Below are 22627 nucleotides of genomic sequence, written 5' to 3' on the forward strand. Positions count from 1 at the left end.
GATGAAACTATTGGCACTCGAACAGTATGAATCGATTGGCGTGATCGGTCTTGGACAGACCGGGCTGTCGTGTGTCCGTTATCTCCTTGCGCGTGATATCCAGCCCGTGGTGTTCGATACGCGGTTGCAGCCTCCTGGGGTAGCTGACTTACAGGCGCTTGCGGCCGATTTGGAAATCCATACCGGGCCGTTGGAGTTGGAACATCTCTTGGCCATGGATTTGCTCATTGTGAGCCCAGGGGTTGATCTGCGGACACCTGTCCTGCAAATGGCTCGTGATGCGGCTATCCCAGTGATTGGTGATATGGATTTGTTCGCTCAGCATGCCAATAAGCCTGTGCTTGGCGTCACTGGGTCGAATGGCAAATCGACGGTCACCCGATTGGTTGCTGAGCTACTTGAAGCGGCAGGGCTGCGGGTTGCGATGGGTGGCAATATTGGCGTGCCGGTGTTGGAGTTGGTCGGACAGCCCGCTGATGTGTTTGTGATTGAGTTATCCAGTTTCCAACTAGAGTTGCTGCACAATTTGCATTTCCGTGCCGCGACGATTCTGAATATCAGTGACGACCATCTCGATCGCTATAACGATAGTCGCGACTATGCCAACGCCAAACATCGAATTTATTTGCATACCGATATTGCCGTTTGGAACCGCGATCAAGAAACCACAGCGCCGGCGTTAGTGCCTGAAAATCAGCAGCTGACCTTTGGGCTCAGCCCCACTCATGAGCAAGGGCCACATTGCTACGGCTTGGTGGAAGAAGCGGACGATTGGGTGATTACTGCGCATGGTAAGCCCGTACTTCGCGCCAGTGAACTGCAGCTCACTGGGGTGCATAACTTGCTAAACATCCAAGCGGCATTAGCGCTGGTGAGTGCTTGCGGGGTTGCTCCGGAGCACGTAGTAGCAACCATTCGCCAATTTAAAGGACTGCCCCATCGTTGTGAGCGGATCGGGGAGTTTCAGCAGGTGACCTGGGTCAATGATTCAAAAGCAACCAACATTGGCGCGGCCGAAGCGGCCATTGTCGGGTTACGACCGCTGGTGCGAGGGCAATTGATTGTCATTGCCGGAGGTGACGGCAAAGGAGCTGACTTCAGCTATTTTCGTACCGCTTTGCAGCAGGTCGATGTGTTAATTGTGCTCGGGAAAGATGGGGAGCGGATTGCAAATCAGGTGAAGCATGCCATTACGGTGACTTCACTTGAAGAAGCTGTGCAAGTGGCAGCTGAAATTGCGACCGCACACAGCATGGTGTTGTTATCGCCAGCATGTGCCAGTTGGGACATGTTTAAGAGCTATGAGGAACGTGGCGCGAAATTCCGCGCTGCAGTGGAGGCTTATTATGGTCGCGCGGGCGCGTAAAGCGCAGCTTTCACCACCAGCCGAAGAACAGTTGGAATTAACCATTCCAGCTGCGCTTGATAGTGCTGCCACGCCAATATGGCAACGCTGGTATGACTGGTGGGTACCGCGTGAACACGGCGTGTTGTTTGATCGGGTCATTTTGTGGGCGTCACTGGCGTTAATCGCGATTGGGTTAGTGATGGTGACTTCGGCTTCGTTTCCTGCGGCCGAACGGTTAACGGGGAATCCATTCTATTTTATGACACGCCATGTCATGTACGTGGTGTTGGGGCTGGGATTGTTGTTTGTGGTGATGCAGGTTCCGGTGCAATGGTGGCTGGCGGGTAGTGGAACTCTATTATTGAGTTCCTTATTGCTGCTGTCGGTGGTGTTAGTGATTGGACATGAAGTAAACGGTGCCAAGCGGTGGATTAAAATCGGCCCCATGACCTTGCAGGTGGCAGAAGTCGCCAAACTGTTTTTTGTCATCTATTTATCCAGTTATTTGACGCGGCGTGTTGGTGAGGTTCAGGAAAACATCAAGGGTTTTATTAAGCCTCTGATTGTATTGTTCTTTTTTGCTCTGCTGCTGTTGTTGCAGCCTGATTTTGGTTCCCTTGTGGTGATGTCCTGTATCGCCGTTGGAATGTTGTTTTTAGCGGGTGCGCGGCTGTGGCAGTTTTTTGCGGTGATGGTGACCTTTGCCTTCGTGATTGTGCTGTTGATTGTGAAGGAACCGTATCGGATGCGGCGCGTCGTGTCATTTTTAGACCCGTGGGAAGACCCATTCGGGAGCGGTTATCAGTTGACCCAATCACTGATGGCATTTGGCCGTGGCGATTGGTTTGGGCAAGGGCTAGGAAACAGCATTCAGAAGCTCCAGTACCTGCCCGAGGCACACACCGACTTCATTATGGCAGTGGTGGGCGAAGAATTAGGATTCTTTGGTATTTTGGTGGTGTTGCTGCTGACGTTCGCGTTGGTGGTGCGAACCATGCAACTCGGGCGTAATGCATTGCAGGCAGGGCATCAATACGGTGGGTTTGTGGCCTACGGTATTGGCATTTGGTTCGCGTTCCAAGCCATGGTCAACATTGGTGCGGCGGCTGGTTTGTTGCCGACCAAAGGGCTGACGCTGCCGTTAGTGAGTTACGGTGGCACCAGCTTATTAATTAACTGCATTGCGGTCGGTTTATTGTTACGCATTGATTATGAAATGCGTGTGAGTCAGGTCCAAGTCGCGTTACGCCGCGGCCCCACAAAATCCGGAGGCGCCACATGAAACGGGTGATGATTGCTGCCGCCGGAACTGGCGGTCATGTGTTTCCTGCCTTAGCGGTGGCGGAGCAGCTACGCCAATCGGGGTGGTACGTGGTGTGGTTAGGTACGACCGAGCAACGGCTAGAAAGCAAGGTGGTTCCGCAAGCGGGCTTTCCGTTGGAGCTAATTGCAATGCAAGGTGTCCGCGGATACGGCTGGTGGCGCAAGCTAACGAGCCCTTGGCGATTGCTCAAGGCGTTGTTACAAAGCCGAAAGCTTTTACAACACCATCAAGTACAGCTGTTGGTCACCTTTGGTGGCTATGTTTGCGGTCCGGCAGGGCTTGCGGCGCGGACGCTGGGAATTCCCGTGTTGGTCCATGAACAAAATGCTGTGGCGGGGCTCACGAACAAGTTATTAGCCCGGGTGGCGCAGCATGTCATGGTGGGCTTCGCTGCTGCCCAAGAGCAATTACCGCAGGCCGAGGTGGTGGGGAATCCGTTACGAGCTGAATGGTCGCAAACACCAGTAAAAACTAACGAACGTGGCACGTTACGGTTATTAGTGGTAGGTGGCAGCTTGGGTGCGCAAGCATTGAACGGTGCGGTTCCTGCAGCATTACAGCAGTTGGAACCGAGCCTGAAAGCTCAGTTGCAGGTGCAACACCAGTGTGGGCAAGGCAGTCGAGAACAAGTGCTTCAGGCCTACGCAGAAGTGCCGCTGGCGCAGTTGGAAGTGAGTGAATTTATTGATGATATGCATGCCGCTTATAGTGCTGCAGATGTGGTCATCTGTCGTGCCGGAGCACTTACGGTGGCAGAATTAGCAGTGATCGGGACGCCGGCAATATTTGTGCCTTTGCCCCATGCGGTGGATGACCATCAAACGGCGAATGCAAAGGAGTTGGTACGGGTGGGGGCAGCACGGTTATTACCCCAAACCGAATTGCAGCAAGTGACTCCGTTGGTTGCCTTGTTGCACGAGTTATTCATGCAACCAGAAGTGCGCCAGAAAATGCGCCAACACGCAGCTCAAGCTGCGTATCCGAACGCCACTGAAACCGTGGTGAGTCGTTGTGAACAATGGGCCAAAGTAGTGCCCGTGAAAGTAGGCAAATAGTTATGAAGCATGAGAAATCCACTCCATTTACTGTGATCAGCGTGCCGGAGATGCGTCGCGTACGTCGCATCCATTTTGTCGGCATTGGTGGCGCAGGGATGGGTGGTATCGCCGAGGTGCTGTTGAACCAAGGGTACACCATTAGTGGTTCAGACCTGGCAGAAAATGCGAATACTCAACGGTTGCGTCGCTTTGGTGCCGAGATTTTTATTGGCCACCACGCGGATAACGTTTTAAATGCGGATGTGATTGTGGTGTCATCGGCAATTCGCGCGGATAACCCGGAGTTAGTTGCGGCAGAAGAGCGAATGATTCCGCAGGTACGGCGGGCTGAAATGTTGGCTGAGTTGATGCGTTTTCGGCATGGCATTGCCATTGCTGGAACCCATGGTAAAACCACAACCACCAGCTTAATTGCCAGTATTTTTGCAGAAGCAGCGCTGGATCCCACCTTTGTGATTGGAGGCTTATTAAATAGCGCTGGCACCAATGCACGGTTGGGAACAAGCAAATATCTGATTGCGGAAGCAGATGAATCGGATGCGTCGTTTTTGCACTTACAGCCCATGGTATCGGTGGTGACCAATATTGAACCAGATCATATGGACACCTACGGGGGCGATTTTAGTAAAATGCTCGATACCTACCTCGACTTCCTTCACAACTTGCCGTTCTACGGGTTGGCAGTGATGTGTGTGGATGATCCCGTGGTTCGAGAGCTACTGCCCAGACTCGGCCGGCACTCCATTACATACGGATTTAGTGCCGATGCTGAAGTGCGTGGTTCAGATTATCAGCAGCACGCAGGGAAGTGTTCGTTTATGGTTCATCGCAATGGCCATGAACCCTTAGCAGTGACGTTAAATTTACCCGGTAAGCATAATGCATTGAATGCGCTTGCTGCGATTGCCGTCGCCACCGATGAGGGGGTTGACGATGATGCCATCACTCGTGCCTTGAGTAAGTTCGGGGGCATTGGCCGTCGTTTTGAGCCGTTGGGGGAGTTTCCTATCGCGCAGGCAGGTGAAACCGGTGATGTGATGTTAGTGGACGACTATGGACACCATCCGTCGGAAGTGGCGGCCACCGTTGCAGCAGCACGAGCAGGTTGGCCTGAGCGGCGGTTGGTGATGATTTTTCAGCCGCACCGATTTTCCCGCACGCGGGATTTGTTTGACGACTTTGTCAATGTGCTGGGAGCCGTTGACGTGTTGCTGTTAATTGATGTGTATAGTGCGGGAGAGGCCCCTGTGCCGGGCGCTGATAGTCGAGCGCTGGCGCGCGCCATTCGATTGCGCGGCCAATTGGAACCAATTTATGTCGGCGATCGGCCGACCTTGTATAAAGTATTAGCGGATGTGTTACAGCCCCAAGATTTGGTAATCGCCCAAGGGGCGGGCAATATCGGGGCCATTGCTCGCGATTTAGTCGCAGCTCAGTTGCTCCCCGCTCAGCTACGCGAAAAGGCAGAAATATTGCAAGGAGAACCACAGTAATGGCAGCCACCAAGTTTGGCAAAGTTGCCGTCCTCTACGGCGGACATTCAGCAGAGCGAGACGTTTCTTTACGCTCTGGGCAAGCAGTATTGGCAGCCTTGCAAGCACAAGGAGTGGATGCGCATGGCATTGATCCTGCGAACGTTCCTGTGACTGAATTGGTTCAGCAGCAATTTACTCGTGCGTTTATTGTGCTGCACGGGCGTGGCGGAGAAGACGGCACCATTCAAGGGGCGTTGAACACCATGGGCCTTCCTTACACGGGGAGTGGCGTGCTCGGTTGTGCGCTAGCCATGGATAAAGTCCGCACCAAACAAGTCTGGCAAGCTGCCGGCTTGCCGGTGGCGGCAAGCGTGGTGGTACGGCGTCACGAAACCCATGACTGGGCAGCCATTCTGACCCAACTGGGGGGCAAGGTCATGGTTAAGCCTGCGCAAGAAGGCAGCAGCATTGGTATGAGTTCGGCTGCAACCAGCGAGGAGTTAGCTGCCGCTGTTGCTCAAGCTCACAACTACGATCACGAAGTATTGATTGAAGCTTGGTTAAGCGGCCCCGAATACACGGTGAGTATTTTGGGGGATCAAGCACTCCCGGTGATTCGGGTGCAAGCAGCCCATGAGTTTTATGACTATGCGGCGAAATATCAGGCGACGACCACGCAGTATCATTGCCCTGCAGGGTTAGATAAAGCGCGTGAAACAGAATTACAAGAGCTCGCACAACAAGCATTCCGTGCTGTGGGCGGGCGTGGCTGGGGGCGAATTGATGCCATGTGTGATGCGGCAGGTAACTTTTATCTGTTGGAAGCCAACATGGTGCCAGGGATGACGTCAAAAAGTTTAGTGCCGATGGCAGCGAAAGCGGTAGGCATCAGTTTTGAACAGTTAGTATGGCGCATCCTCGAGCTTAGCGAGGTGTAATGTGGCGGCACTCCGCTGGCAGTTTTGGCTGGGATTTAGCTTTTTTCTCAGTGTCGTCATCGGAGCGATTGCAGGGGCGGTGTGGTTGTATTACGTCGCCATGGATGCCAATGAAGTGCCATTGCGGCGATTGGTAGTACAGGGGGAGCTGACCTATTTAACTCCCCCACAAGTGCGCGAAGCGTTAGCCGGAGAATCCTTAGGCAGTTTTTTTTCGGCAGAGGTCAATCAGGTGCAAGCACTGTTAGAAGCGCAGCCCTGGGTTGAGCAAGCATCGGTACGCAAAGAATGGCCTGATATTTTGAAAGTGTTCATTGTTGAACGGCGGCCATTAGGGCATTGGAACCCAGCGACTCGTCCTGATGCACTGGTAAGTGTGAATGGGGATGTATTTGAGGTTGATAAAGCAGTACTGACGGAGTTCTTGCCTGCATTATCGGGACCAGAACATGCGGTGAAAGAAACCGTCGAGCATTATCAGCGAGTGACCGAGTTGTTACATATGAATGGGCATCAAGTGGTAGCCCTGACGCTCACAGAGCGTTTTGCGGTGGATGTGGAGTTGTTATCCGGCATCCGCCTGCGCTTAGGCCGAGAAGGGCTGTTAGAGCGGGTACAACGATTTATCGATTTGTTCCCAACGCTCATACGGCAACGAACTCAGCCGATTGATTACGTAGATTTACGCTATGACACCGGCGTTGCGGTGGCTTGGAAAGAAGAGCAAGAGAGATAGAACATGTCGAAAGCAGCAGAACGTAACATGGTTGTTGGCCTGGATATCGGCACCAGTAAGGTCGTGACCTTAATTGGTGAAGTGATGCCTGACGGTGATATTAGCGTCATCGGTGTGGGTGCAGCGGCTGCGCGAGGCATGGATAAAGGCGGGGTGAATGATTTGAATTTGGTGGTGCAATCCATTCAACGCGCGATAGAAGAAGCAGAGTTGATGGCGGATTGCAGGATCGCCTCGGTGTATCTGAATATCTCTGGGCGGCATATTGCCTGTCAAAACGAGTCCGGCATGGTACCGATTAACGAAGCAGAAGTAACGCAAGACGACGTGGATAGCGTGATTCATGCAGCAAAATCGGTCCCGATTGCACAAGAACGTCGTATTTTGCATGTATTGCCGCAGGAATACATTATTGATTCCCAAGAAAGCATTAAAAGCCCCATTGGTATGTCAGGGGTGCGGATGGAAGCTCGGGTTCATATCATTACCTGTGCCAATGACATGGCCAAGAATATCGAAAAAGCTGTTGAACGCTGCGGACTGAAGGTGGAGCGCCTGATTTTCTCAGCCCTAGCGTCCAGCTATGCGGTTCTGACAGAAGATGAAAAAGATTTAGGCGTGGCCTTGGTGGACATGGGCGCTGGCACCATCGATATCAACATTCATACCGGGGGTGTGTTGCGTCATACGGCGGTGATTCCAGCCGCGGGTAACCAAGTGACCAGTGATATCGCCAAAATTTTCCGGACACCGTTGAATCATGCGGAAGAAATTAAGACGAAGTATGCCTGTGCACTACGAGAGTTAGTCGGGAAAGATGACCACATTGAGGTGCCTTCGGTGGGCGGACGCCCTTCCCGCAGCATGGCGCGCCATATTTTGGCTGAAGTAGTAGAGCCGCGCTACCAAGAATTGTTTGAACTCGTACGTGACGAAATTATTCAAAGTGGTTTGGAAGATCAAATCGCCGCCGGCATTGTTTTGACCGGAGGCTGTGGCCGCATGGAAGGTGCGGTTGAATTTGCGGAAGAGATTTTCCAAATGCCAGTCCGGTTAGGGGAACCGATTGGCATGCACGGCTTAAGCGATTACGTGCAGGATCCGACCTATGCGACAGCGGTCGGGTTATTACGTTATGCGCAGCAAGATGTTCAAAACCGCCAACGCGAGGACAGCTCAACCAATGTGATTGGATTAAGTAAACGTATATTGAGCTGGTTTAAAGGCGAATTTTAAGTAAAACAAAGTTTTGGATATGAAATTTGGGGTAGTACAATAAGCAGGTTAAAGGAGAAACAACATGTCTGAAGAAGTATTCGAAGTACTCAACAACTTTGATACGGACGCAGTGATTAAAGTCATTGGCGTCGGTGGGGGCGGTGGTAACGCCGTGAAACACATGATCAGTGAGTCCATCGAAGGCGTTCAGTTTTTGATTGCCAACACCGATGCACAAGCACTGCGTAACCATGGGGCGCATGTCACCATTCAGTTGGGCCAGGAAATTACCAAAGGTCTTGGTGCTGGCGCTAACCCTGAAATTGGACGTCAAGCGGCTGAAGAAGCACGGGATGAAATTCGCAAGCAATTGCAGGGTGCGGATATGATTTTCATCGCGGCTGGCATGGGTGGCGGTACCGGGACCGGAGCGGCACCAGTGGTGGCTGAAGTGGCTCGTGAGCTGGGTATTCTGACCGTGGCAGTGGTCACGAAACCTTTCCCGTTTGAAGGACAACGGCGGATGGCAGCGGCCAATGAAGGCATCGCCCAGCTGGGACGCCATGTGGACTCGTTAATTACCATTCCGAACGAGAAACTTTTGAAAGTTTTAGGTAAAGGTACCAGCTTGTTGGATGCTTTTGCTAAGGCAAACGACGTATTATTAGGGGCTGTTCAAGGCATCTCCGACTTAATCACCCGTGACGGTTTAATCAACGTGGACTTTGCTGACGTGCGTGCAGTGATGCGTGAAATGGGCACTGCCATGATGGGAACCGGCGTTGCTCGAGGTGAAGACCGTGCGCAAGAAGCGGCAGAAATGGCCATCAATAGCCCATTACTGGAAGACATCGATCTTTCTGGTGCGCGGGGCGTGTTGCTGAACATTACCGCAGGCATGGACTTGAGCATGGAAGAATTCGAGATTGTCGGTAATGTGGTGAAAGGCTTTGTGTCTGAAAATGCGACAGTGATTGTCGGAACCGTTATTGATACCGATATGTCAGAAGAACTGCGGGTAACTGTGGTGGCAACTGGCTTAGGCGGTGAGCGGAAACCGGATATTGCTCTCGTTAATCGCCGTGAGCCAGCGCCGAGTTATGCCAATAGCCGTAGCAGTGCGCATCCAAGTCACGCAGCACCAACCAGTGGTTACGGCAGTGTTGCAACTGCTCGTCAGCTGGAAGCTGAGTTTGATGATGAGCCAATGGATGAGCCGATGCCAGCGACGAAACCGACGACGAAGCCACAGCCGAGTCAAGGAAAAGACATGGACTATTTAGATATTCCAGCGTTTTTGCGACGCCAAGTCGATTAATTCGACGATTTTATTGCGGAATACAAGATAGTTCGGTAAACTATTTCGCCTTTTGCTGGTCAAAGGGTTAGAGACTTCTTCGCAAGAATGAGAAGGCAGACATGATTAAACAACGTACCATCAAACAGCCGATTGCAACCACAGGTGTGGGTTTGCATAAAGGCAACAAGGTTCAGCTTACGCTGCGTCCGGCACCTGTGAATACAGGTCTGGTCTTTCGCCGTGTCGATTTGAACCCAGCGGTTGATATTCCTGCGAACGCTGAGTTCGTGCGGGATACGCGTATGTGTACGTGTCTGATTAATGACGACAACGTACGTGTATCTACCGTTGAACACTTGTTGGCAGCGCTTGCTGCGATGGGAATTGATAACCTCATTATTGAAGTCGATAGCCACGAAATCCCGATCATGGATGGGAGCTCTCACCCCTTTATTTACCTGCTACAGAGCGCGGGAATTGAAGAGCAGAAGGCCGCAAAAAAGTTTATTAAGATCAAACAACCAGTACGTGTTGAAGAAGGTGACAAGTGGGCGGAACTCCTACCCCATGACGGGTTCCGCATCGACTTTGCCATCGATTTTGATCATCCGGCTATCGCCAACACCGGGCAGCAGCTATCGATTAATTTTAGCAGCAACAATTTCGTCAAAGAAATCAGCCGTGCTCGTACGTTTGGTTTTATGAAAGACATTGAGATGTTGCGCGCAAACAATTTGGCCTTGGGCGGTAGTTTTGACAACGCCGTGGTGCTGGATGAATTCCGCATTTTAAATACTGAAGGCTTGCGCTACGACGACGAGTTTGTCAAACACAAGGTACTCGACGCCATTGGTGACTTATATATGGGCGGACATACGATTTTAGGCCATTTACGTGCTTTTAAATCGGGCCATGCCTTAAATAATCAATTACTACGTGCGGTGTTACAACAGCAAGAAGCGTGGGAATTCGTTACCTTTGAAGATGATGCCGAAGTGGCACCAATTGTATTCAGTACCCCGGTATTAGCCTAATACCGGGGGCTTTCCAGTCGTCTTTTCTCTCTTATTCCTGTTCGTATTTATCTGCTAAAGCAAGTAGTTGTGAGCGTAAAGGCTCTTCACAACGTGCCGCCTGTTCGCGTAATTGAGTCACCACACTAACCTCCTCTGCAGGGACTTTCGGCGGGGGTGTTTTGCTGGCTGACACCGCTTGTTCACTCGCTTCAATTGGGCTCGGGCGGATACGAACTTCCAGTTGGGTGATTTGCCCCGTAGATTCATCTTGAAAATGCGTTATAATGCGCTGTTGTTGAAGTTTTAAACGGTTCGCCATAGCAGCGGAAGGAACTTCAATAATCAGGGTGTGTGCGCGAACTGACACCACCGTACAATGCTGGCTTAACGGCGCAAGCCCTAACGCAGCAAGACATTGTTGTAATTGCTGTTGCCAGTGTTGATATTGGTGGGTAAAGTCAGTAAAACGCTGAAAGCGCTGACTGCTAAAAAGTTGTTGGATATTACGTGGTCTTTTTCGGGCCATGGTAGCGTGCCATTTAAATTATAATAAGCAGCGAGAGATTGCATGAGTCTATCAGTCTTCTACCGAGGCACCAAAGTTAAATTCGGTTTAAAACTCAGTCGACGGCGTTTATTGTCGTTTATGGGAATAGCTGCGCTTGGTGTGTTGGCCGTATCAAAGCCTTGGGAATATCAAGGGCTTGCTCCTCAAATTGTCCAGGCAAAAATTGATGAGGAAAAAGTCGCTGTTGCTGCTCAGCAGCAAGTGATTCGCGACTTAAAAGATGAAACAGAGAAAAAACTTGCCGCGATGACCATCTATATTGGGGAAATGCAATCCCAATTGCGCCGCTTGGACGCGCTGGGTCGACGTTTAGCGACGGTGGCAGAGTTAGATAATGGTGAGTTTGCATTCGAGCAGCCCTTAGGAGAGATTATGGGCGGCCCAGAAGCGTCGATTGCGGACGCTCCGCGAGTTGATGGGCGTGATGTCATTGACCAGATCGAACGTTTAATGGGTGAGCTTTCCAATAAACAAAAACAATTGTCTCTCCTTGAGTCGGTGATGATGAGTCACCATATCTCTGCCGAGAGTTATATTGCGGGTCGTCCAATTAAGTCGGGTTGGTTGTCCTCGCAATATGGCATTCGCAAAGATCCGTTCAATGGCCGTCCTTCCATGCATAAAGGGCTCGATTTTGCGAGTCTCGAAGAAGGTGCTGGAGTCTATGCAACTGGGGCTGGCGTGGTAACATGGGCCGGAGATCGTTCAGGCTACGGCTTACTCATAGAAATTGATCATGGCGGTGGTTTAAAAACCCGCTATGGACATAGCAAGGAATTATTGGTGAAAGAAGGGGATGTGGTAACCCGCGGGCAAAAAATTGCTCTGATTGGTAGTACGGGACGTTCCACAGGCCCGCACGTACACTATGAAGTATTGCGTAATAATCGCCAAATCGACCCTTATAAATACGTTTATCGCACAGCTGAATAGTGACAGCGTGCTCGTGACAACAGGAAAATAAATTCACATGTTAGGTAGTCTGTTTCGTAAGCTGTTTGGTAGTCGCAATGACCGTATTTTGAAAGGTCTGCAGAAAAAAGTGGTTCTGATTAATAATCTTGAGCCGCAATTTGAAGCCCTTACTGATGAAGAACTGAAGCAAAAAACCGCTGAGTTTAAGCAACGCCTTGCTGATGGAGCCTCCCTGGACGACTTGCTTGTAGAAGCATTTGCGACCGTACGCGAGGCATCGAAGCGGGTGTTTGGTATGCGTCACTTTGATGTGCAGTTGATTGGTGGGATGATCTTAAACGACAACCGGATTGCAGAAATGCGGACGGGGGAAGGGAAAACCTTAACCGCCACGTTGCCCGCCTATTTGAATGCCCTCACGGGGAAAGGGGTGCATATTGTTACGGTGAACGATTACTTAGCACGCCGTGACGCCGAGACCAACCGCCCGCTGTTTGAATTCTTGGGAATGACCGTTGCCTTCAATATCCCGGGCATGAATCCAATTGATAAGCGCGCTGCCTACACTGCAGATATCACCTACGGCACCAACAATGAATTTGGGTTTGATTACCTGCGCGATAACATGGCTTTCAGCCCTCAAGAACGCGTCCAGAAAAGCCTGAACTACGCCATTGTGGATGAGGTTGACTCCATTTTAATCGACGAAGCTCGTACCCCATTAATTATTTCGGGTGCTGCCGAAGACAGCTCTGAGCTCTATATTAAAATGAATGACATCGTGCCTTTGTTGAAGCGACAAGAGCATGAAGATACTGAAGAAAAGCGCGGCGATGGCGACTTTACCATTGACGAAAAATCCAAACAGGTTCATTTGACCGAACATGGTCAAGAGCGTGTCGAAGAGCTGTTAAAGCAGCGCGGCATGTTAGGTGCTGAAGAATCACTTTTCTCGGCTGCCAACATTACCTTATTACACCACGTAAATGCAGCATTGCGCGCACATCATCTGTTCCAACGTGACGTTGATTACATCATTAAAGACGGTCAAGTGGTTATTGTTGATGAGCACACGGGGCGGACCATGGAAGGCCGTCGTTGGTCTGAAGGTTTGCACCAAGCCGTGGAAGCCAAAGAAGGGGTGAACATTCAAAGTGAAAACCAAACATTGGCATCCATTACCTTCCAGAATTACTTCCGACTTTATAACAAGCTGGCGGGGATGACCGGAACCGCCGATACTGAGGCATTTGAGTTCCAGCATATTTACGGTTTGGAAACCGTGGTTATCCCAACCAACCGTCCGATGATTCGTGACGACCGTGCCGACTTGATTTTCCTGACCGCGGAAGAGAAATACGAAGCCATTGTGAAAGATATCGAAACTTGCCGTGAACAAAAACGGCCAGTCTTGGTGGGAACCATTTCGATCGAAAGCTCGGAGTTACTGTCGAACTTATTGAACAAGCGAAAAATTCCTCATAGTGTCTTGAACGCTAAATTCCACGCACAAGAAGCCGAAATTGTTGCTCATGCTGGTTTACCAGGTGCTGTCACCATTGCAACAAACATGGCGGGACGGGGAACGGACATTGTTTTAGGTGGTAATTTGCAAGCCGAATTGGCGCAATTAACCGATGCTACCGCCGAGCAAATCGAGCAGGTGAAAGCCGAATGGCAGCAACGCCATGATGCGGTGATTGCAGCGGGTGGATTGCATATTATCGGGACAGAGCGTCATGAATCACGCCGGATTGATAATCAGTTGCGTGGCCGTGCGGGCCGTCAAGGTGACCCAGGTTCGTCACGCTTCTATCTCTCATTAGAAGATGCCTTAATGCGGATGTTTGCTTCTGATCGGATGGCCGGCATGATGAAGCGTTTAGGCATGAAACCCGGTGAAGCAATTGAGCACCCATGGGTTAGCCGTGCGATTGAGAACGCCCAACGTAAAGTTGAAGCACGTAACTTCGATATTCGGAAACAGTTGCTTGAGTTTGATGATGTGGCCAACGACCAACGTCGAGTGGTCTATGAGCAACGGAACGCCTTGTTGGATGAGGGCGATATTTCAGAAACCATCGAAGTCATCCGCGAAGACGTGGTCGAGCAAGTGGTTGCTGAGTATATTCCACCTCAGTCATTGGTTGAAATGTGGAATGTCGCAGGGTTAGAAGACCGCTTACGTGCTGACTTTGCGATTGAATTACCGATTCAACAATGGCTCGAAGAAGAAAGCAGCATGGATGACGTGCTGATCCGCGAGCGGGTTCTTGCTGCGTTACTGGAAGAGTATCAGCAGAAAGAGCAAGTCGTTGGCGCGCAGGTGCTCCGTCAATTTGAGAAAACCATCATGTTGCAAAGCTTGGACATGCACTGGAAGGATCACTTAGCAGCCATGGACCACTTGCGTCAAGGAATTCACTTGCGTGGCTATGCGCAGAAAAACCCGAAGCAAGAGTATAAGCGAGAAGCCTTTGAGCTCTTTGCTGATATGTTGGAAGCCTTGAAGCTCGAAGTCATTAGTATTCTGAGCAAAGTTCAAGTTCGTGCGCAAGAAGAAGTGGACGCGATTGAAGAAAAACGTCGTGCTGCCGATGCCGCACAAACGAAAGAGTTCCAACACGAAAGCTCACCCACCAGTGGTGCAGAACCATCTCCACAACAAGCTCGAGCGGCAACGGCGCAAGTCGGTCGTAATGAGCCATGTCCATGCGGTTCAGGGAAAAAATACAAGCACTGTCATGGTCGCATCTAAACGCACACATGTGGCTGTCGGGGTGATTCTGAACCCCGACGGTCAAGTGTTTATTAGCCGTCGTCACGCTCATTTGCATCAAGGAAATAAATGGGAATTTCCTGGTGGCAAGGTTGAGGCGGGGGAAGACGTCTACCAAGCCTTATGTCGAGAGCTGCTAGAAGAGTGCAATATTCAAGTTAAAACAGCAGCTCCGTTCACCCTGATTAGCCATGATTATCCGGATAAGCAAGTGTTATTGGATGTGTGGTTGGTCACGGCATTTAGCGGACAGCCGCAGCAACAAGAAGGCCAAGAGTGGCGTTGGGTCGCGCGGCATGAATTGACGGCTTATCCCTTTCCTGTGGCGAATGAAATCATTATTGAACGACTCCAAGACGCGCCTGAAATGTTAGGGGCAAAGGGCTAATTCAATTTCAATGTCTTCGTCCAATGACGCTTTACCGAGAATTGGTTCATAGCGTAAAAAGCGAATACTAAAGCGTTGTTTATGACCGGAGATAACCGGGTAGGCAGGCACCGTGGTCGGAATACGAATCCGTAAGAGACTGAGGGGCTCGATGGATTCTTGGATCAGGCCATTTTTCGCAATCACGGGACGGAAGTGTGCTTGACTGCGCATCAACTCTAATTCCAACGCCATGCCATGAGCTAAAACAGTCAGCTCTGACCACCATTGTTGGGTGTCGGCATCGCGTAGTGCTTGCGGCTGATGCAACCAGTAATGCAACTGCGGCACATCAAAGTTACAGGTTCCCCCAGGCATACCAAAACGCTGGCGCAAGGTGCTCAGCAGGCGATGCTGTTTCAATGAACTGCCCACGCGACTCATGGGTTGAATGGCGGCTAAGGCCTCACAGACTCGCGTTTGTGTTTGCTGTAGCTGCTCCAGATTAACGTCAGGATGTTGTGCCCATAGCTTGAGTTGGGTTTTACGACGCTCAAGATCTTTTTGTACATCGGTGCGGACGTCACTGCGTTCGCATAATTCAACGATATCAAACAGCGCGCTAAAATAACGGGTGTAGTTGTACTGATCGACCGGGATCGACGGCTGTAAGGCCTGTAAAATATGTTCCAAGCGCAAATAGGTGCGTACCCGCTCAAGCAGAGGGTACTCATAGATAATCGTCGGTTGTACGTGTTCTTGTGTCATCCGCTCTATCATAACCCCTTAACACTAAGATTCAATCATTGACGGCGTTGACTGTGCTAAGTGTAAGTAAAGTTCATGTAACCGTTCGACCTGTGGAATCAGATTTTGTTCAGTTGTATTGTTATCAATGATGTCGTGTGCTGCTGCAAGTCGGTCAGCGCGGCTAGCTTGAGCCGCCATAATGGCATTGACTTGCTCTAGAGGCACGCTGTCTCGCCGCTGGGTACGCTCGCGTTGCAATGCTGGGCTCACATCAACTACTGCAACCCGATCGCAAAGGGCGGTTAACCCGTTTTCCACCAACAAAGGCGCGGATAAAATCACATAAGGTGATTGGGCGCGATGAAGGGCGGCCAGTAGCTCTTGTCGGATAAGCGGATGGGTAAGCTGATTGAGCCAGGCTTTATCTTCAGGGTGAGAAAAAACCCGTTCTCGCAACCAGGCACGATTCAATTCGCCATTCTGCTGCAGCGCATCGTTGCCAAAACGCTGGGCAATTGCAGTGAGCGCTTCCCCGCCAACGTGCATGATTCCACGAGCAATGACGTCGGCATCCACCACGGTGATGCCGTATTTTTCAAAGAGCCGAGTGACTGTGGATTTGCCACTGCCAATGCCCCCAGTGATCCCAACAATAAACATTACCGCATCACCCAGTTAAGATACATGCTCAGGAGCGGGTGGCCCCATAGCAAGGCGATGGTTCCCCCAAGAATTAAAAACGGCCCGAACGGAATTGGCTGCCCCTGCCGTTGTTGAACTCGTTGCCAAATCATTCCAATCACGGCGCCCGTGACCGCGGCGGCAATCACGGTCACGGGCAACAGTTGGGCGCCATGCCAAGCGCCAAAGGCTGCCAGCAATTTAAAGTCACCGTAGCCCATGCCGTCTTTGCCAGTGAGCAATTTAAATGCCCAGAACACTGCCCATAAGGATAAGTAACCGAGCATGGCGCCGAGCACTGCATCAGCAAGTGGAATAGAGCCACCGTACCAGGCCCACGCCAGCCCTGACCATAATACCAAGTAGGTGAGTTGATCAGGCAGTAGCATGTGGTCCAAATCGATGAAGAATAAGGCGATAAGCAAACAAGCTAACCACGCATACACCAAGCTCGTTAAACTGACCCCAAAATACCAAGCAATGATGGCAAAAATAATCCCGGTAGCTAATTCAATGAGCGGATAACGAGCGGCAATTGGCGTGTGACAATGGCGGCATTTGGCCTTGAGCATCAACCAACTGAGCACCGGAATATTGTCATACCAAGCAATGAGAGTGTGGCACTGTGGGCATTGTGAACGGGGAACTGCCAGATTAAAGCGGGCACTTTCTTGAATTCCGGTACTCCCCTGTAATGCGGCACATTCGTGTGCCCATTGGCGTTGTAACATGACTGGTAAACGTGCAATCACGACATTTAAGAAGCTGCCAATGATCACGCCTAAGACCAATCCAGTGGTCGCGACCCAGAGATTATGAGTGGGGAGGGAGATTATCCAATCCATTTAGCCAATCACCTTGTTTAATGAAAAAATAGGAAGATACATTGCCACAATCAAGCTGCCGACTAAACCCCCAATCACCACCATAAAAAGTGGTTCTAGCATGCGCGTCAACTGACTGATGAGTTCTTGTGCTTCGCGTTCATAGATGGCTGCCATTTTATTAAGCATAGCATCCAAACTACCTGATTCCTCACCAATAAAAATCATTTGTATCAGTAAATCAGGAAATATTTCTTGATGTTGTAAAGCGGCATGCAGCTGAATGCCTTGGGCAACTTGATAATGCACTTGCGCCAACTGGTGTTGATAGTATTGATTGCCGCACGCATTGGCGCTTGACTGCAGGGCGGATAACATCGGTACACCAGCGTGCAGGGTGATGGCCAAGGTGCGGGTAAAGCGCGCTAAAATCATGCGCTGTATGAGCGGCCCGAGCCAGGGTAAGCGTAGTACCAGCGTGTCCCATCGTCGTTGTTGCTGGCGGTGACGCCGATAATGACGACGGGCCAACAAGATACTAAGGACACTCCCGCCTAGCAGCAGTGCCCCATAACGTTGCACCCACGCAGACAACTGCAATACCTGTTGAGTGAGCCAAGGTAAAGGCGCCCCAAAATCTGCAAACACCGCTGCGAATTGTGGGACCACATACACCAGCAACAGGCTGGTCACCAACACAGCAAAGATCAAAATAGCAACGGGATACCAGCACGCCTGCCGAACTTGCCGACGAGCCTGCGCTACTTGCTCGCGGTAATCGGCCACTTGGCTGAAGAGTTGTTCCAGTTGGCCTGTTTGCTCCCCACAGGCGATTAAATCGCAATACAGCGCATCAAAATGAATCGGGTGTTGACGCAATGCTTGGGTCAAGGTCGCCCCCATTTTAACGGCCGCCGCCAATTGCTGTAGGAGTTGTTGCACGCCGTGATGGCGATGCCCCTGAGCCATTAACTCCAAGGCGTTGACCACTGGAATGCCGGCCCCCAGTAAGGTGGCCAGTTGGCGCGTCAACGCGAGGATATCACTTGGGCGAATGGGTTCCTGACGCTGCCGGCGGCGGGGTGGGGTGAGTGTGGTCATGGTGTGCCAGCGGCCGCTGCTGAGGTTATGCCATGGCCAACCACTCGATTTGCTTCGGCCAAACTCATGACGCCTGCCGCAACGTGCATGAGCGCCGCGGTTCGCAAGTGAATAAAGCCCGCTTCGGCGGCGTAGGTTTGAATGGCTGTGGCACTGGCTTGCTGCAAAATAAGATCCCGTAATACAGGTGTCATGGGGAGCACTTCAAAGATGCCAATGCGGGCGCGGTATCCATCCGTGCAATGGTCGCAACCGACGGCTTGGTACAAGTTAAGGGGCGGCAAATCTGGGTGGTTGAGCCCTTGACGAGTCAGCTCTGCTGCAGGGAGTAACTCGGGCGCTTTGCATGCCTGACACAAACACCGAGCGAGGCGTTGGGCGATAATAAATTGCAATGAGCTGGCTAAGTTGTAGGCCGCTAACCCCATTTGCTGCAATCGGATTACTGCTTCTGCGGCTGAATTGGTATGCAGGGTGGATAATACCAGGTGCCCCGTTTGCGCTGCTTTGACGGCGATTTCGGCGGTATCCTGATCACGGATCTCGCCCACCATAATCACGTCAGGGTCTTGGCGTAAAAACGCCCGCAAAGCGTGGCTGAAGGTTAGCCCGGTTTTTACGTGAATGGCGACTTGGTTCACCCCCGGCACGCTCATTTCTACGGGGTCTTCGGCGGTGGCGATATTGCGGCTGCTGGTATTCAGTAGAGCTAATCCGGCATATAAGGTTAAGGTTTTACCGGAACCGGTAGGGCCGGTCACTAAAATCATCCCTTGGGGTTGATGCAAGGCTTGTCGGTAGAGGGTTTGCTGGGACTCCGTTAAACCCAATTGCTCTAAACCGGGAATGGCAGTTGCTTGCTGTTGCACCCGCAACACAATTTTTTCTCCATGCTGAGTCGGTAGCGTGCTGATTCGGAAGTCAACAGAGCCATGCTGCGGAGAACTCAATTGCAAGCGCCCGTCTTGAGGCAAGCGGCGTTCGGCAATATCGAGTTGGGCCATGACTTTAAGACGGGCAGCTATTTGACTCGCTTGTTGCAACGGGGGGCGAGCGACCTCATACAAGATACCATCAATCCGAAAACGGATTCGATAATGCTCGGCGTAGGGTTCAAAGTGCAGATCCGAAGCGCCGCGTTGAATGGCTTGCTGCAGGAGCTCATCGAGGTAATGAATCATTCGCTTAGCCCCTTTAATAGCTGGGCGCGGTTGGGCGATGCCCCAGCGAATTACGACAGCCGTCAACGCGCGATTCATGGTGTTGTGGATCCCAATCTGAGCAGTTCAAATGCCAACTCATGCCAATGCCAGCAAGGGGAATTGGAATGAGCTCAACCTGCAGGAAAGCGCCGGTGGCCGCAACGGCATCAAGGGTGGCTTGCACAACATAAGCGCTGCCGAGGGTCCATTGTTGGGGAATAACCACCTGCTGTAACCCTTGTACTTGCTGGGCTTGGGTAATCGCTGGGGGAATACCTGCCTGCCCAGCCACACAGCGTTGCCAGCTGCCATGGGTTTGATAGCACATGGTTAACGCGGTTTTATAGGAGGCCAAGGCAACGAGCCCTGTCGCTGCTTTAGCGCGTTGGGTATAGTCACTGTACATGGGAATTGCAACTGCGGCTAAGATGCCAATGATGGCAACCACAATCATTAATTCAATGAGGGTAAATCCGTGAAGGCGATAGCTGCTCATGCCAAACTCCTAAATCCATTTGGGAGGTGCGGGTGGACGGCAACCACCTTACCACCCGCTGAGCAGCCGTCAAATGCTGGGAGCTATTGCAAACGTAACGACAGGTCGATTGCTTGAATGTTTTTCGTAATGGCGCCTGACGAAATAAAGTCCACGCCGGTGGCTGCTAATTCTTGCAAACGAGCGTCGGTAATATTGCCTGATACTTCTAACTTGGTGTGCCCGGTGCGTTGCTCCACCGCCGTGTAGATATCGGCTAGCGTGAAGTTGTCGAGCATAATAATGTCGGCCCCAGCAGCTAACGCAGCTTGATATTCCGTGAGGTTTTCAACTTCCACTTCCACGGCTTTTCCGGGGTTTAATTCACGCGCTTTTTGAATGGCTTGTGCGATTCCACCACATGCCATAATGTGATTTTCCTTAATCAAATAGGCGTCATATAAACCAACACGATGGTTATCGCCGCCGCCACAAGTGACTGCATACTTTAATGCCGTGCGTAAACCGGGAATGGTTTTACGCGTATCGAGTAGGCGTGTTGTTGAACCCTGTAGATGTTTGACGTAATGGGCGGTGGTGGTAGCAACCCCTGATAAGGTTTGCAAAAAATTCAGTGCGGTACGCTCGCCAGTGAGAATAACTTGGGTCGGTCCACTGAGTTGACAGAGCACGCTGTTGGCACTCACGTGATCGCCATCTTTCACCTGCCATTGCACGGTGACGCTCCCACCCAATTGTCGGTATACTTCATTCACCCACTCAATGCCGCTGATAACGGCATCTTCACGAGTGATAACGGTTGCGGTAGCCGTGTCATCGGTAGCAATGAGCTGGGCGGTGATATCGAGCTCGGCTTGTAAACCATTTAAATCTTCAAGCAAGGCACGCTGAACCATGTGCTCTCGGTCAGCGGCAAGTAAGGTGGGATCAACTCGGGTCGTCATAGGTGTGGCTATCCATTGGTGTTACTAAATTGTGGCATGGTTCCTATTGTAGGGCGGTGATGAACGGTACACAAGAACCGCTTGCATTACTTTGTGAAGAAGAAAGTTGACAGGCAGGGTTCTGATCGGGTTAATGGAGAACCTAAATGGCGAAACAGAAATCAGAATCTATGCTTAATAATGGCTGGTTAACAGATGCGGTGCAGCGGCCATCCCCTCACGCCGACGAGCGACCTGATCCCCATGATATTAGTTTGTTGGTCGTGCATGGGATTAGCCTTCCGGCCGGTGAGTTTGGGGGGCCTTATGTGGATGACTTGTTTATGGGAACCTTGGATCCTCAAGCACATCCCGACTTTGCTCCCTTAGCAGGGCTGCGAGTATCGGCCCATTGTTTTATTCGGCGTGACGGTGAACTCGTGCAATATGTGCCTTTTCATCGGCGCGCGTGGCACGCAGGACGCTCGCATTATTGTGGACGGCGGCGGTGTAACGATTTTAGTATAGGCATTGAGCTGGAAGGAACGGACCATACGCCTTATACCGAGGCTCAATATCAGCGTTTGGCTGACGTTGCTGCATTACTGATTCAGCACTATCCTGCTTTAACGCGGCATCGTATTGTGGGGCATCAACATATTGCCCCAGTGCGTAAAACAGACCCAGGTCCCGCGTTTGAATGGGCGCATTTTTATCACTTGGTGAACAAAAAGGTAGCATCATGTACTTGTTAACAATCTTGCTGGCGTATTCGTTGGAACGAACCTTTAGGTTTACCCGAAACCTGCATTGGCGACGGATTATTTTACGTTGGCAACATTGGCAAATTAGCCATACCAAGCTCGAAAATTGGCGCCAGCACGAATTAGGATATGTGCTGTGGGCGCTGATTCCTGCGTTAGGAATCGGGTTCCTGTTACTGCTGTTCAATCATACCTTGTTGACGTTTATCGTGAGTGTGGCGGGCATGTTAAGTGCCATTCAAGCACCTACCGCACGGCACGCGTACCAGCGCTACCTTGCCGCAACAGCGGACGATGATGAGGACGAACAAGAACGTCAGTATCAACGCTTACGGCAAGCCTCGGGTCGGCATGAGTCAGCGCCGGTGGAACATTATCTATTATGGATTCATTTGCGGCATTATTTTGCCGTGATGATTTATTTTATGCTGTTCGGCGTGACCGGAGCGTTGGTTTATGCCACGTTGCGCGATATGCGCCATAGCCGCCATCCCCATTGGCAGACCGTGAACCAAGTGATTGATTGGTTGCCGACACGGTTAATGACGCTGGGCATGTTGTTGGTGGGGAACTTCTCTGCCGCGGCGGCGAGTTGGTTAAATTCAATTGGCAATAAGCCCCAGAATAACTTTATTGCGCTCACAAAAGTTGCAGAAAAAGCCGAATCATTGACTGCTCTGACCACTGTGGCACTCATAAAACGTAATTTCTTGTTGTATATCGTATTTGCCGCACTTTTAACCATCGGTGGATGGCTTTAGTCGCATTCTAGTTGGCTTTTTCTGAGGTCTGATCTACAATTGCTGGTATATTGGTATGACCAATGGCTAAAGTAGCATCGTTA

The 22627-nt window shown here is 51.1% G+C and carries 22 protein-coding genes; 14 read left to right on the plus strand and 8 right to left on the minus strand.

Annotated elements, in window-relative coordinates:
- Window position 1 precedes the first annotated feature (1 nt).
- The 9 genes from murD to lpxC all read left to right on the plus strand — a co-directional run bounded on the left by murD (window position 2) and on the right by lpxC (window position 10431).
- Complete coding sequence (gene murD / locus BLP64_RS03390; RefSeq protein ID WP_092591765.1) at window positions 2-1366, plus strand: UDP-N-acetylmuramoyl-L-alanine--D-glutamate ligase; 1365 nt, start codon at window positions 2-4, stop codon at window positions 1364-1366.
- A complete protein-coding gene (gene ftsW / locus BLP64_RS03395; protein ID WP_092591767.1) occupies window positions 1347-2630 on the plus strand; it encodes a cell division protein FtsW in 1284 nt (427 codons plus the stop codon). Before murD ends, ftsW begins: the two co-directional genes overlap by 20 nt.
- Window positions 2627-3727, plus strand: coding sequence for an undecaprenyldiphospho-muramoylpentapeptide beta-N-acetylglucosaminyltransferase (gene murG, locus BLP64_RS03400; protein WP_092591769.1), 1101 nt, complete (start codon window positions 2627-2629; stop codon window positions 3725-3727). The genes ftsW and murG overlap by 4 nt, the downstream gene beginning before the upstream one ends.
- A gap of 2 nt (window positions 3728-3729) precedes the next feature.
- Window positions 3730-5223, plus strand: a complete 1494-nt coding sequence (gene murC / locus BLP64_RS03405; protein WP_092591771.1) for a UDP-N-acetylmuramate--L-alanine ligase — start codon at window positions 3730-3732, stop codon at window positions 5221-5223.
- Window positions 5223-6143, plus strand: a complete 921-nt coding sequence (locus BLP64_RS03410) for a D-alanine--D-alanine ligase (RefSeq protein WP_092591773.1) — start codon at window positions 5223-5225, stop codon at window positions 6141-6143. The genes murC and BLP64_RS03410 overlap by 1 nt, the downstream gene beginning before the upstream one ends.
- A gap of 1 nt (window position 6144) precedes the next feature.
- Window positions 6145-6879 carry a cell division protein FtsQ/DivIB gene (locus BLP64_RS03415; protein WP_233340092.1) on the plus strand — a complete coding sequence of 245 codons (735 nt, stop codon included), beginning with the start codon at window positions 6145-6147 and terminating at the stop codon, window positions 6877-6879.
- 3 nt (window positions 6880-6882) lie between these two features.
- Complete coding sequence (gene ftsA, locus BLP64_RS03420; RefSeq protein ID WP_092591775.1) at window positions 6883-8115, plus strand: cell division protein FtsA; 1233 nt, start codon at window positions 6883-6885, stop codon at window positions 8113-8115.
- A 64-nt stretch (window positions 8116-8179) separates the two neighbouring features.
- Window positions 8180-9415, plus strand: a complete 1236-nt coding sequence (ftsZ, locus tag BLP64_RS03425) for a cell division protein FtsZ (protein WP_092591777.1) — start codon at window positions 8180-8182, stop codon at window positions 9413-9415.
- Between the two features lie 101 nt (window positions 9416-9516).
- Complete coding sequence (lpxC, locus tag BLP64_RS03430) at window positions 9517-10431, plus strand: UDP-3-O-acyl-N-acetylglucosamine deacetylase (RefSeq protein WP_092591779.1); 915 nt, start codon at window positions 9517-9519, stop codon at window positions 10429-10431.
- Between the two features lie 31 nt (window positions 10432-10462).
- Here lpxC and BLP64_RS03435 read toward each other — a convergent pair whose 3' ends face one another.
- Window positions 10463-10939 (minus strand): DciA family protein, encoded by a 477-nt coding sequence (locus BLP64_RS03435; RefSeq protein ID WP_092591781.1) that lies wholly within the window; start codon window positions 10937-10939, stop codon window positions 10463-10465.
- Window positions 10940-10981: 42 nt separating this feature from the next.
- Between BLP64_RS03435 and BLP64_RS03440 the strand changes: the two genes are divergently transcribed.
- Genes BLP64_RS03440 through mutT form a run of 3 tightly spaced genes read left to right on the plus strand, consistent with a single transcriptional unit; the run spans window position 10982 to window position 15063 of the window.
- Complete coding sequence (locus BLP64_RS03440; protein WP_092591783.1) at window positions 10982-11914, plus strand: M23 family metallopeptidase; 933 nt, start codon at window positions 10982-10984, stop codon at window positions 11912-11914.
- Between the two features lie 37 nt (window positions 11915-11951).
- Window positions 11952-14654, plus strand: coding sequence for a preprotein translocase subunit SecA (secA, locus tag BLP64_RS03445; protein WP_092591785.1), 2703 nt, complete (start codon window positions 11952-11954; stop codon window positions 14652-14654).
- Window positions 14641-15063: an 8-oxo-dGTP diphosphatase MutT gene (gene mutT / locus BLP64_RS03450; protein WP_092591787.1), complete on the plus strand. Its 423-nt coding sequence runs from the start codon at window positions 14641-14643 to the stop codon at window positions 15061-15063. The genes secA and mutT overlap by 14 nt, the downstream gene beginning before the upstream one ends.
- Here mutT and zapD read toward each other — a convergent pair.
- The 7 genes from zapD to nadC form a co-directional block, all read right to left on the minus strand.
- Complete coding sequence (gene zapD / locus BLP64_RS03455; protein ID WP_176754903.1) at window positions 15046-15810, minus strand: cell division protein ZapD; 765 nt, start codon at window positions 15808-15810, stop codon at window positions 15046-15048. The genes mutT and zapD overlap by 18 nt on opposite strands.
- A gap of 24 nt (window positions 15811-15834) precedes the next feature.
- Complete coding sequence (coaE, locus tag BLP64_RS03460; protein ID WP_092591791.1) at window positions 15835-16452, minus strand: dephospho-CoA kinase; 618 nt, start codon at window positions 16450-16452, stop codon at window positions 15835-15837.
- Window positions 16452-17318, minus strand: a complete 867-nt coding sequence (locus BLP64_RS03465) for a prepilin peptidase (protein ID WP_092591793.1) — start codon at window positions 17316-17318, stop codon at window positions 16452-16454. Before BLP64_RS03465 ends, coaE begins: the two co-directional genes overlap by 1 nt.
- The gene (locus BLP64_RS03470; protein WP_092591795.1) at window positions 17319-18398 is read right to left on the minus strand and encodes a type II secretion system F family protein; all 1080 of its coding nucleotides are present in this window, start codon (window positions 18396-18398) and stop codon (window positions 17319-17321) included.
- The gene (locus tag BLP64_RS03475; RefSeq protein ID WP_176754904.1) at window positions 18395-19579 is read right to left on the minus strand and encodes a GspE/PulE family protein; all 1185 of its coding nucleotides are present in this window, start codon (window positions 19577-19579) and stop codon (window positions 18395-18397) included. The genes BLP64_RS03470 and BLP64_RS03475 overlap by 4 nt, the downstream gene beginning before the upstream one ends.
- 13 nt (window positions 19580-19592) lie before the next feature.
- On the minus strand, window positions 19593-20096 hold the full coding sequence (locus tag BLP64_RS10980) for a pilin (protein ID WP_092591799.1): 504 nt from the start codon (window positions 20094-20096) through the stop codon (window positions 19593-19595).
- Between the two features lie 83 nt (window positions 20097-20179).
- Window positions 20180-21040, minus strand: a complete 861-nt coding sequence (gene nadC, locus BLP64_RS03485; RefSeq protein WP_092591801.1) for a carboxylating nicotinate-nucleotide diphosphorylase — start codon at window positions 21038-21040, stop codon at window positions 20180-20182.
- A gap of 146 nt (window positions 21041-21186) precedes the next feature.
- Here nadC and ampD point away from each other — a divergent pair, with 146 nt between their 5' ends.
- A complete protein-coding gene (gene ampD / locus BLP64_RS03490; RefSeq protein WP_233340093.1) occupies window positions 21187-21774 on the plus strand; it encodes a 1,6-anhydro-N-acetylmuramyl-L-alanine amidase AmpD in 588 nt (195 codons plus the stop codon).
- Window positions 21762-22544, plus strand: a complete 783-nt coding sequence (gene ampE, locus BLP64_RS03495) for a regulatory signaling modulator protein AmpE (RefSeq protein WP_092591803.1) — start codon at window positions 21762-21764, stop codon at window positions 22542-22544. The genes ampD and ampE overlap by 13 nt, the downstream gene beginning before the upstream one ends.
- The last annotated feature ends 83 nt before the right edge of the window (window positions 22545-22627 follow it).

Source organism: Pseudidiomarina indica (assembly GCF_900104245.1).
In the GTDB taxonomy this organism is placed as follows: domain Bacteria; phylum Pseudomonadota; class Gammaproteobacteria; order Enterobacterales; family Alteromonadaceae; genus Pseudidiomarina; species Pseudidiomarina indica.

Excerpts from the sequence above, each read along its gene's own strand:
- BLP64_RS03475 (WP_176754904.1), bottom strand. The coding sequence starts at position 19,579 with ATGATTCATTACCTCGATGAGCTCCTGCAGCAAGCCATTCAACGCGGC.
- murG (WP_092591769.1), top strand. The coding sequence starts at position 2,627 with ATGAAACGGGTGATGATTGCTGCCGCCGGAACTGGCGGTCATGTGTTT.
- ftsW (WP_092591767.1), top strand. The coding sequence starts at position 1,347 with ATGGTCGCGCGGGCGCGTAAAGCGCAGCTTTCACCACCAGCCGAAGAA.
- BLP64_RS03465 (WP_092591793.1), bottom strand. The coding sequence starts at position 17,318 with ATGGATTGGATAATCTCCCTCCCCACTCATAATCTCTGGGTCGCGACC.
- BLP64_RS03440 (WP_092591783.1), top strand. The coding sequence starts at position 10,982 with ATGAGTCTATCAGTCTTCTACCGAGGCACCAAAGTTAAATTCGGTTTA.
- BLP64_RS10980 (WP_092591799.1), bottom strand. The coding sequence starts at position 20,096 with ATGAGCAGCTATCGCCTTCACGGATTTACCCTCATTGAATTAATGATT.
- ampE (WP_092591803.1), top strand. The coding sequence starts at position 21,762 with ATGTACTTGTTAACAATCTTGCTGGCGTATTCGTTGGAACGAACCTTT.
- murC (WP_092591771.1), top strand. The coding sequence starts at position 3,730 with ATGAAGCATGAGAAATCCACTCCATTTACTGTGATCAGCGTGCCGGAG.
- mutT (WP_092591787.1), top strand. The coding sequence starts at position 14,641 with ATGGTCGCATCTAAACGCACACATGTGGCTGTCGGGGTGATTCTGAAC.
- BLP64_RS03435 (WP_092591781.1), bottom strand. The coding sequence starts at position 10,939 with ATGGCCCGAAAAAGACCACGTAATATCCAACAACTTTTTAGCAGTCAG.
- secA (WP_092591785.1), top strand. The coding sequence starts at position 11,952 with ATGTTAGGTAGTCTGTTTCGTAAGCTGTTTGGTAGTCGCAATGACCGT.
- ampD (WP_233340093.1), top strand. The coding sequence starts at position 21,187 with ATGGCGAAACAGAAATCAGAATCTATGCTTAATAATGGCTGGTTAACA.
- zapD (WP_176754903.1), bottom strand. The coding sequence starts at position 15,810 with ATGACACAAGAACACGTACAACCGACGATTATCTATGAGTACCCTCTG.
- ftsZ (WP_092591777.1), top strand. The coding sequence starts at position 8,180 with ATGTCTGAAGAAGTATTCGAAGTACTCAACAACTTTGATACGGACGCA.
- BLP64_RS03470 (WP_092591795.1), bottom strand. The coding sequence starts at position 18,398 with ATGACCACACTCACCCCACCCCGCCGCCGGCAGCGTCAGGAACCCATT.
- ftsA (WP_092591775.1), top strand. The coding sequence starts at position 6,883 with ATGTCGAAAGCAGCAGAACGTAACATGGTTGTTGGCCTGGATATCGGC.
- nadC (WP_092591801.1), bottom strand. The coding sequence starts at position 21,040 with ATGACGACCCGAGTTGATCCCACCTTACTTGCCGCTGACCGAGAGCAC.
- murD (WP_092591765.1), top strand. The coding sequence starts at position 2 with ATGAAACTATTGGCACTCGAACAGTATGAATCGATTGGCGTGATCGGT.
- coaE (WP_092591791.1), bottom strand. The coding sequence starts at position 16,452 with ATGTTTATTGTTGGGATCACTGGGGGCATTGGCAGTGGCAAATCCACA.
- BLP64_RS03410 (WP_092591773.1), top strand. The coding sequence starts at position 5,223 with ATGGCAGCCACCAAGTTTGGCAAAGTTGCCGTCCTCTACGGCGGACAT.
- lpxC (WP_092591779.1), top strand. The coding sequence starts at position 9,517 with ATGATTAAACAACGTACCATCAAACAGCCGATTGCAACCACAGGTGTG.